The following is a 9,841-nucleotide window of genomic DNA, read 5'->3' on the forward strand; positions in this document are numbered from 1 at the left end:
AAAACAATAATTTAGTACAATTAGAAATAACTAGATGAATGGCATATATCTTGAAAGGAATGGATGATCAAATGCAAAAAATTTACCTAGATTACAACGCAAGCACCCCTTTAGCACTTGAAGTGGTTGATGCGATGCACCCGCTGTTGAATGATCACTATGGTAATCCGTCCGCATTACAATGGGCGGGAAAACCAGTAAAAGAGCTATTACATAAAGCTAGAAAACAAGTTTCGGAGTTAATAGGCTGCTCTTTAAGTGAGATTATTTTTACCTCAGGTGGGAGTGAAGCCAATAATCTCTCTTAAAGGTTTTTATTTTAAAAATCAGCATAAAGGGAAACACATCATTACCTCGAAAATTGAGCATCCTGCCATATTGAATCCCTGCAGGTTCCTTGAAAAAATAGGGGCGAGGGTAACATATGTTGGTGTTGACCAGTATGGGAGAGTTTCTCCTGAAGAAATAGAACGGGCAATCACTAAAGATACGATTCTAATAACAATCATGCATTCTAATAATGAAACAGGTACCTTACAACCAATAATGGAAATTGGAGATATAGCTGAAAAGTACGGAATTACTTTTCATACAGATGCTTCACAATCAGTCGGTAAGGTTCCGGTCGATGTGAATGATATAAAGGTGGATATGCTAACGATCGCCGGACATAAATTGTATGCTCCTAAAGGGATTGGAGCATTATTCATACGAAATGGTGTAGTGCTTGAACCGCTTATTCATGGTGCTGGACATGAAAATGGATTACGTGCTGGGACGGAAAATACATTATTAGCGGTTGGATTAGGCAAGGCATGTGAAATCGCCAGTCTTCAAATAAGTAATTCCAAGCTAAAGGAATTAACGAATTATTTTTGGAGGCAATTAAAGGCCGAGTTTGGTGACATGGTTGTCTTAAATGGACATCCAGAAGAAAGGTTACCAAATACCTTGAATGTGAGTTTTGTTAGAAGGATTGGACAAGACTTACTAGATAAAATCCCGAATCTTGCCGCTTCTACCGGTTCTGCCTGTCACGCAGGAAGCATTGAATTATCACCAGTCCTAAAGGAAATGAATGTACCCGAAGAAATTGGAATGGGTGCGATTCGATTTAGTTTAGGCAGGTATACTACGAAGGATGAAATAGATACGGTCATTAAAGGGTTTAAAGAGATTTTTTAACAAGTTTAGAATGACAAGCAAGCATATTCAATCCCTTTAGGCTCAATTATTTTGTCTATTGGTTCTATCTTGTTAAGATAGAATAATGATATAAACAATATTTTACTAACTAGTATACATAAATAGGGGGCAATTTTGTGGAAATTGGGTTAAGCACGTTTGTAGAAACAACACCGGATGTTGAGACCGGTAAAGTCATAAGTCATGCACAACGGATACGTGAAGTGGTGGAGGAAATCGTATTAGCCGATAAGGTAGGACTGGATGTCTTTGGAGTAGGGGAGCATCATCGCGAGGACTACGCTGCGTCATCTCCTGCTGTCTTGTTGGCTGCCGCGGCGTCACAAACAAACAGAATTCGTTTGACCAGTGCGGTTACGGTTCTTTCTTCTGATGATCCAGTGCGCGTGTTTCAGGATTTTGCAACGCTCGACGCGATCTCAAATGGGCGTGCAGAAATCATGGCTGGCCGGGGATCCTTTATCGAATCCTTTCCGTTGTTTGGGTACGATTTAAAGGACTATGATCAATTATTCGAAGAGAAGCTGGATCTACTTTTAAAAATAACGAAGTCAGAGAACGTAACTTGGCAAGGCGAACATCGCCCAGCTATCAATAACTTAGGTGTATACCCAAGACCGGTTCAAAATCCACTGCCAGTATGGATAGGAAGTGGCGGCAATCAGGAATCTGTCATCCGTGCAGGCTTGCTTGGATTGCCACTTGTGCTAGCTATCATTGGTGGAAGTCCGCAGCATTTTGCACCACTTGTGCAGCTCTATAAAAAAGCAGCGGAACACGCGGGTCATGATGCTTCAAAACTGCCAATTGCCTCGCATTCACATGGGTTTGTTGGCGAAAGTACAGAAGAAGCTGCGGCGAAGTTTTTCCCTTCAACCCAGCAGGCGATGAATAAATTAGGACGTGAGCGTGGATGGGGGAGATATGACCAAACAACCTTTGATGCAGCACGAAGTCTACACGGTGCATTGTATGTAGGAGACCCGCAAACGGTTGCCGAAAAAATCATCAACCTGCGAAAGAATGTTGGAATCACACGGTTTATGCTCCACTGTCCAGTTGGCACCATGCCACATGAAGATGTCATGAAATCAATCGAATTGCTAGGAAAAGAAGTAGCACCGATTGTTCGTGAAGAAGTGACTAAGTGGGAAAAGGAAAACGAAGGAAAATAGGCACTTTACGCAAAAATCAGCCAAGAGCAATGGGTGGGTAACAATCGCGGGTGGATTGTTACCCAAAATCAGATTCCTACAATGATGGATAAATGAAATGTTTAATGTGCTGGCACATGTTCAAAAATTCACCAAAGCGTGATACATCAATAATCTTTGAATCTTTCCTTGGACTTGTTGCAGCATGAATAATGACATCCACATCGTTTATGGCTGCTTCTAAACCTTCACCCGTCAAAAAATCACTATAAACCCAATCAAAATTTAAGTTGTCAGGTTTTCTTCTTGAAGTTATTTTGACTTCATAGTTCGTATTTTTCAGTTGCTTTAACAAAGCTGAACCTAACTGACCCGTTGCACCAGTTACTAGTACCTTCAACTTAATCCCTCCAGGAATCGTCTATTGTCATCAATTTCTAATATTCATTCATAATCGAAAATATTCAAAGAACTATTTTGTAAAGGAAGACACATTTCTAGCTAGTAACCACTTATTAACATTGAGTGTTCCAAATGAGAAATTAAAAAGAGACATCATCCAAACTTTGGATGGCGTCTCTTTTTTTAAAAGGGATAAAAGACGTAGTCTAATTGTACGAAAATTTCTAATTTACATAAAATTTACCATTTATTCACTATCCACTTACATTCCTAATCTATGATTATCACTGTTATAGAAATCTAATAGGGGAGGAACAAAAACATGAAGTCTCGTCTTAAAAAGAAGGCCATTCCATTTATCGCAACCACTATTCTCGCAACGACCGCTTTATCTACGCAAACCTTATTTAATGAGGGAAGTAATCAAAAGGCGGAAGCACAATCCTTCTCTAAAGAAGAAGTGAAAAAGAAGGACGCCACATGGCTGGCTGGTGATCACCACATACATAGTGAATGGAGTGTTGGCTGGGATAATTCAACAACTCCACCAACTCCGATCCGTGCTGGGGATGCTATTTATCCAACTGTAAAAAATGCAGAAAATGCGAAGAATTATGGTCTTGATTGGATGGTTACAACGGATCACGGCGGTCCGAACCATTCGAAAGTGAATTTAGAACAAGCATATCCTGAATTATTGAAATCTCGTCAAGCTGTTCCTGAAGTTCTTCAGTTTTACGGAATGGAGTTTGATACACCGGCAGCAGACCATAGCTCGTTAATTATTCCAAAAAGTGACAATGAATCTACTACACTTTTTAATCTCGAAAGCCAGTTTAATAAACGTGAACCATTTCCTAATGATGGAAGCAGAGATACCGAGTCAACGATGATTCAAGCTCTTAACTACATGAAAGGCTTGGACGAGCTTCCAATTATCATTGCCCATCATCCTTCCCGTTCTGCAAAAGATATGGGAGTCTGGGGACAAGATACACCACAGGAATTCCGTAATTGGAACGATACTGCACCAAATATTGCAATTGGGATGGAAGGTGCTCCAGGTCATCAAGCAACCTCTATTAATAAAGATGGTTCTAATGATCCTAACGGTGCCCGTGGGTCATACGGAAACGTAAACGCTCCGACAATGGGTGGATTTGACCAGATGACAGCTAAGGTTGGAGGCTTATGGGATTCTATGCTAGGTGAAGGCAGACATTGGTGGATTACAGCAACTTCTGATTCACATGTTAACTGGCGCGATGGCGGCGGCGATTTCTGGCCAGGTGAATATTCGAAAACGTATGTAAAATCTGTGAAAGACTATGGAAATATAATGGAAAACCTACGTAATGGTCATGTATTCGTTACGACAGGGGACCTAATTAGCGAGTTAGACGTAAAAGTTCAAGCCGGTGGAAAATCTCCATTACATGCTGTGGCAAAGGGAAATTCAGCATCCATAGGTGAAACTCTAACACTACCGGGCAAGAAAAGTGATGTGACGGTAACCATTCGCATGAAAGACCCGAAGGCAGCAAACGCCAATGGTGATAAGCCAAATGTAAAACGTGTTGACTTAATTATGGGTGAAGTGAATGGAAAAGTAGAAGACGAAACTACTGCAGAAAATCCAACAACTAAAGTCGTGGAGCGTTTTACAGAAAAGGACTGGAAACAGGACGGCGAATACATCTCCATTACCTATACGTTAAAAGATGTAGATAAAGATAGTTATATTCGTTTACGCGGAACAAATACAGACCAATTAGAGCCAGTTGCAGATCCTAGAGGTGAGGATCCATGGACAGATTTATGGTTCTACTCAAACCCTATTTTCATGAAGTCTAGTAAGTAAAGTAATAGAGGCGAGGGGCATAAAAACTCCTCGCTTTCCCTTTTAAAAATAAAGAAATGGACGTGAATGATTTTGAAAAAGTTATGGTTGCCGTTTTTTCTTTTTTCGCTATTATTTAGTTCTTTATTTCTACCATCAGCATTTGCACATACTAATAACAGTGAAGGCTATTCAAATATAGAAGTAAAAGAGAACTCATTGGATTATGAATTGAAAGTTGATTTGGAAGAACTAGGTCATGCTCTAGAGAAAGAAACCGATCAAAAGGAGTTAATAGATAAAGAGATTGTTCAGACTTATGTCAATTCTAGATTAAAGCTTTATGCAGATAGTGAAATGATTGAAGGAACTGTGGAAAAAACCGATATCGAAATGATTGAGGATACTCCGTTTGCGGTAATTGATTTATCTTATAATATCGAACATAAACCAGATAAACTAGTGGTTGAATATAATTTGTTCCTTGATGATTCTGACTCAAGCCATGCAAACTTTGCAGCCGTTACATTAGATGGCAAACAACAAGAAAAAATCCTTTCCTTCGAATCTAGGGAATTAGAAATTGGTGAAATCAGTTTCTGGCAGAATATGAAACAATTTATCGTTCTTGGTTTAGTACATATCTTCACAGGATATGACCATATCCTGTTTGTTATCAGTTTGCTTTTTGGGGCAAAAACGATTCGCCACATCCTAGCATTAGTTACTGCCTTTACACTTGCACATAGTATTACGCTTGCTCTTGCGACCATTGAAATTGTTCTGCTGCCAGGTCGTTTGGTCGAGTCTGCAATTGCACTAAGTATTGTCTACGTAGCACTCATTAATATTTTTAATCCGGACTCCAAACATCAGCCTTGGCTTGCATTTGGTTTCGGACTGATTCATGGATTTGGCTTTGCAGGGATTCTATCAGAAATGAGATTAGACACTGCTCATATGGCTTCGTCTCTTCTATCATTTAATGTTGGTATCGAAATTGGTCAGTTATTAATCGTGTCAATCACGTTACCAATGATTCTTTGGCTTAAAAAGTTAACTTTCAGGCCAGTAAAATGGGTGATTCCCGGCACTTCAGCAGCGATATTAGCCTTTGGATTGGTATGGTTTGTCCAAAGAACTTTTTAAAAGGATAAGCACATTATTGGTAGACATTAGATTAGGAGGAGAAGTATGATTAACGAGTACACTAGTGTGGTGCAAAGCTATGAAGGACCTGAGCTAAATATTATGATGAGAGGGGATTTGCAAATGAAACAAGCTTTACTCGTAATTGATGCCCAACAGGAGTTAATTGAGGGAAATGAAAATGAGAGCAGTGTCTTTAAAAAAGAGGAACTCTTGAAAAATATAAACTTGGTCATTGAAAATGCAAAAGAAGCAGATGCTGAAGTAGTTTTTGTCAGGGATAAAGATGTGGCAGAAGGGGAAGGGGAAGGGTTTCAAGTGCATCAAAAAATTAATATCCCTCCTGCTTCAATGATTTTTGATAAAAAAGCGACCAATTCATTTTATGGGACAGGTTTGCTAGATTACTTGAAAGACAATGAAATCGAACACCTTGTCATCATGGGATGTCAAACGGAATACTGTATTGATTCAGCAGTGAGAACTGCTACCATCAATGGTTTTGATGTAACGTTAGTAGGTGATGGTCATTCTACAAAAGATTCATCCATTCTAACTGCTGAACAAATCATGGCTCATCATAATAAAACATTGCACGGGCATTATAATGTCGACAACTTTGCAGTTGTTCGAAAAAGTGAAGAAGACTTGTTTCATCCTATTCATAATAACTACAGATAAAAACGACAGTCCTGTCGTCATATAGTATAATAGACCAACAAATTGCTAGTAGATTTGTTGGTCTATTTAATTGATATGGGCGTTATAATTATTAAATTGTATTGTAATCTGGAGGTCTGGCTATGAACATAAATTTAAAAGAAATAGTTTCAAATATTCAAAGGAAGGTGGATTTCTCAGGTTCAGTATTTGTTGAAGAGAAGGATAAGGTATTAGTAGATAAAAGCTTTGGCTATGCCAACCGTTCAGATCATTTAGGAAATAATTCCGCTACCCGTTTTGGAATAGCATCTGGTTGTAAAATCTTCACGGCAATAGCAATTTGTCAACTTGCACAAGAGGGGAAAATCTCTTTTGATTCTAAATTGATCGATTGTCTTAATATTGATTTTAAACATTTTGATAATCATGTGACTGTCCATCATTTACTAACACATACTTCGGGAATACCCGATTATTTTGATGAGGATGTAATGGATAACTTTGAGGAGCTTTGGATTAAAAATCCTATGTATCATATAAGAAAGTTAAAAGACTTCTTACCAATGTTTCAAAATAATCCAATGAAGTCCCAAGTGGGAGAATCGTTTCACTATAATAATGCTGGTTATATTTTATTAGGATTAATTGTGGAACAGGCTAGTAAACTCGAATTCTCTGATTATGTTCAAAAACACATTTTCAATAAAGCTGAAATGACGCAGTCTGGATACTTTTCATTTGACTCCCTTCCGCCAAATATAGCTTTAGGTTATATTGATAATCCTGATGGAACTTGGAAAACCAACATCTATTCTTTACCTGTAAAAGGTGGTTCCGATGGCGGTGCATTTGTAACAGCTAATGATATGGCTAAACTATGGAACGCACTTTTAAATTACCAGCTTTTAAATGAAACTTATACAAATAAGCTCTTATCCATACATACACAAGTCAATGAAACTGGTTTCTATGGTTATGGTATTTGGATAAAGAAAAAATCAGATAACAATATCCTAAAATACCATGTTATGGGATATGATCCTGGTGTGAGCTTTCATTCTGCTTATTATCCTGATTTATTAATTAAGGTTGTTGTTTGCTCCAATAAGTCGGATGGAGCATTCGATATAATGCTTGGAATTGAACAGGAATTAACGAAAGCAAACACCTTGTAAATACACACGTTAGAAGTTCCTGGCTTAGAAATGTAATTTGGCAATAAATACAACAAGGAGCGGTGGTCTATTGCCGCTGCTCCTTGTTGTATTCACGCACCTATCCTATGGTCATAGGATTCTTTCAGGCGTTTTATATCTTCTTTAGGTGGTAAACCAAATAGTCGGGAATATTCACGGCTGAATTGCGATGGACTTTCGTAACCTACCCGGAATGCAACATCTGCAGCACCTGAAACCTCAGTTAATAACAAATGACGGGCTTCCTGCAGTCTCAGATGTTTTTGGAACTGTATGGGGCTCATTGCGGTAACCTCTTTAAAAAGTCTATGAAGCGATGAAACACCCATATTGGCTATTTCCGCAAGTTCCTCCACCCGAATAGCCCTATCATAATTATTCATGATATGTTCGATTGCGTCACTAATTTGGTAGGCAAAACTTCCTTCTACTGCAATTTGTCCCAGTGCAGCACCATGCCGTCCTTGAAGAACCCTATAGATGATTTCCTTTTTGATAAGAGGAGCAAGGATCGGGATATCCTCAGGATTGTCAAGTAAGCGAACAAATTATTATTCCAATTCCAGGTACAACAAAGTTACACAGGTTAGAAGAAAACTTGAGTGGTGCTGATATTGCTTTAACAAAAGAAGAATTAGATAGCTTAAATCATGCTTTATCAAAAATTGATATTGATGAAACACACTTTTAATGAAAATAAATTGATTAAAAAACTGGAGGAGTTTTATATGCAAAAAGTAATTTTGAACAATGGTGTTGAGATGCCTATACTCGGGTTTGGTGTTTTTCAAATGAATGATCCACAAGAATGTGAACAAGCGGTTTACGATGCTCTTATGGCAGGCTATCGCCTAATTGATACACCTGCCTCTTATCTAAATGAAGAAGCAGTGGGCAGAGCCATTAAGCGGAGTGATGTACCAAGTGAGGAATTGTTCATTACAACCAAACTATGGGTTCAGGATGCCGGTTATGAGAGTACAAAGGAAGCATTTTAAAAATCACTAGAAAGACTGCAATTAGATTATTTGGACTTGTATTTAATTCATCAGCCATTTGGTGATGTACACGGTTCTTGGCGTGCAATGGAGGAGTTGTATCGCGAAGGTAAAATCAAGGCTATCGGAGTAAGTAACTTCCATTCAGACCGCTTGATTGATTTAATCATTCATAATGAAGTCACTCCTGCAAGTTAACCAGGTTGAAACGCATCCTTTCAACCAGCAAATTGAAAGTGCTCAATTCATGAAAGAGAATAATGTGCAAATACAGTCTTGGGGACCTTTTGCTGAAGGTAAAAATGAAATCTTCCAGAATGATGTGTTAGTTTCAATTGCGGAAAAGTATAATAAATCCGTTGCCCAAGTGATTTTACGTTGGCTTACACAAAGAGGAGTTGTGGCTATTCCAAAATCGGTTCGTAAGGAAAGAATCATCGAAAACTTCAATATCTTTGACTCCAAGTTAAGCCAAAAAGATATGGAGAAAATTGCTGCATTAGACACGAAAGAAAGTTTGTTCTTCTCACATAGGGATCCTGAAATGGTGAAATGGATTGGTACAAGGAAACTCGATATTTAATTACACAACAAGGCTGTCCGCTATTATTAATTGGGACAGCCTTTTTCATTGTGAATCATTGTACTTGCCCGTTAATAGGGTCATAGCAGGAACGCTTTTTTTGTAGTTTAAACTGTATTTACGGTGCAGGATACTGTTCTGTTTGAAACTTTTCAATAACAATATAGAATAAATACAACTTTTCTGTAGAAAAATACTTCTATTAAATTCTTTTTAGGAGTGTACATATGGAACAAAACCTTTATGAAAAAGTTGGTGGAGAAGAAGCGATTGCAAAAGTGGTGGACTATTTTTACTCCGAGTTGGTTCTTAAGGATGATACAGTTAATCATTTTTTTAAAGAAACGGATATGGAAAAACAACGTCGTCATCAGTCAAAGTTTATTAGTTTTGCATTAGGCGGTCCAAATCAATATACTGGACAATCTATGGCAAAAGCACACGAAGGGATGAATCTACAACCAGCCCATTTTAATGCGATCGAAAAACATCTTCACGACGCGCTTGCTCATTTTGGAGTGAATGAAAGAGATATAGATACAGCATTAACGAAAGTGGCATCTCTAAGAGACGACATACTGTATAAATAACTCTAGGTCTGTTTAGGAATTTTAGAAGAGAAGATCGTGCTGCCATTATGGTAGCTTTTC

The 9,841-nt window shown here is 38.3% G+C and carries 9 protein-coding genes and 2 pseudogenes; 9 read left to right on the top strand and 2 right to left on the bottom strand.

Annotation, left to right across the window (positions count from 1 at the left end; genetic code table 11):
• The first annotated feature begins 71 nt into the window (after nucleotides 1-71).
• The 3 genes from CHI06_RS30815 to CHI06_RS25830 all read left to right on the top strand — a co-directional run bounded on the left by CHI06_RS30815 (nucleotide 72) and on the right by CHI06_RS25830 (nucleotide 2,381).
• Nucleotides 72-308, top strand: a complete 237-nt coding sequence (locus CHI06_RS30815; protein ID WP_257009455.1) for an aminotransferase class V-fold PLP-dependent enzyme — start codon at nucleotides 72-74, stop codon at nucleotides 306-308.
• Nucleotides 286-1,185 (top strand): cysteine desulfurase family protein, encoded by a 900-nt coding sequence (locus CHI06_RS25825; protein WP_257009456.1) that lies wholly within the window; start codon nucleotides 286-288, stop codon nucleotides 1,183-1,185. Before CHI06_RS30815 ends, CHI06_RS25825 begins: the two co-directional genes overlap by 23 nt.
• Before the next feature lie 137 nt (nucleotides 1,186-1,322).
• Nucleotides 1,323-2,381, top strand: a complete 1,059-nt coding sequence (locus tag CHI06_RS25830; protein ID WP_095251519.1) for an LLM class flavin-dependent oxidoreductase — start codon at nucleotides 1,323-1,325, stop codon at nucleotides 2,379-2,381.
• Between the two features lie 76 nt (nucleotides 2,382-2,457).
• On the opposite strand, the gene CHI06_RS25835 is transcribed toward CHI06_RS25830, so the two are convergent.
• Complete coding sequence (locus tag CHI06_RS25835) at nucleotides 2,458-2,760, bottom strand: SDR family oxidoreductase (RefSeq protein WP_095251520.1); 303 nt, start codon at nucleotides 2,758-2,760, stop codon at nucleotides 2,458-2,460.
• Between the two features lie 324 nt (nucleotides 2,761-3,084).
• Here CHI06_RS25835 and CHI06_RS25840 point away from each other — a divergent pair, with 324 nt between their 5' ends.
• The 4 genes from CHI06_RS25840 (at nucleotide 3,085) to CHI06_RS25855 (ending at nucleotide 7,589) form a co-directional block, all read left to right on the top strand.
• Nucleotides 3,085-4,623 (top strand): phosphoesterase, encoded by a 1,539-nt coding sequence (locus tag CHI06_RS25840; protein ID WP_095251521.1) that lies wholly within the window; start codon nucleotides 3,085-3,087, stop codon nucleotides 4,621-4,623.
• A gap of 66 nt (nucleotides 4,624-4,689) precedes the next feature.
• Nucleotides 4,690-5,751 (top strand): HupE/UreJ family protein, encoded by a 1,062-nt coding sequence (locus tag CHI06_RS25845; RefSeq protein ID WP_257009457.1) that lies wholly within the window; start codon nucleotides 4,690-4,692, stop codon nucleotides 5,749-5,751.
• 123 nt (nucleotides 5,752-5,874) lie between these two features.
• On the top strand, nucleotides 5,875-6,432 hold the full coding sequence (locus tag CHI06_RS25850) for a cysteine hydrolase family protein (RefSeq protein ID WP_095251527.1): 558 nt from the start codon (nucleotides 5,875-5,877) through the stop codon (nucleotides 6,430-6,432).
• A gap of 122 nt (nucleotides 6,433-6,554) precedes the next feature.
• Nucleotides 6,555-7,589, top strand: a complete 1,035-nt coding sequence (locus CHI06_RS25855) for a serine hydrolase domain-containing protein (RefSeq protein ID WP_095251522.1) — start codon at nucleotides 6,555-6,557, stop codon at nucleotides 7,587-7,589.
• A gap of 92 nt (nucleotides 7,590-7,681) precedes the next feature.
• Here the strand turns inward: CHI06_RS25855 and CHI06_RS25860 are convergent.
• Nucleotides 7,682-8,152, bottom strand: a pseudogene (locus CHI06_RS25860) (helix-turn-helix domain-containing protein); the annotation flags it as partial.
• 186 nt (nucleotides 8,153-8,338) lie between these two features.
• Between CHI06_RS25860 and CHI06_RS25870 the strand changes: the two are divergent.
• Both CHI06_RS25870 and CHI06_RS25875 read left to right on the top strand, forming a co-directional pair.
• Nucleotides 8,339-9,191: pseudogene (locus CHI06_RS25870) on the top strand (aldo/keto reductase).
• A 227-nt stretch (nucleotides 9,192-9,418) separates the two neighbouring features.
• Nucleotides 9,419-9,781, top strand: a complete 363-nt coding sequence (locus CHI06_RS25875) for a group I truncated hemoglobin (RefSeq protein ID WP_095251524.1) — start codon at nucleotides 9,419-9,421, stop codon at nucleotides 9,779-9,781.
• Nucleotides 9,782-9,841: the final 60 nt, after the last annotated feature.

The organism is Bacillus sp. 7884-1, assembly GCF_002272245.1.
Lineage (GTDB): Bacteria > Bacillota > Bacilli > Bacillales > Cytobacillaceae > Neobacillus.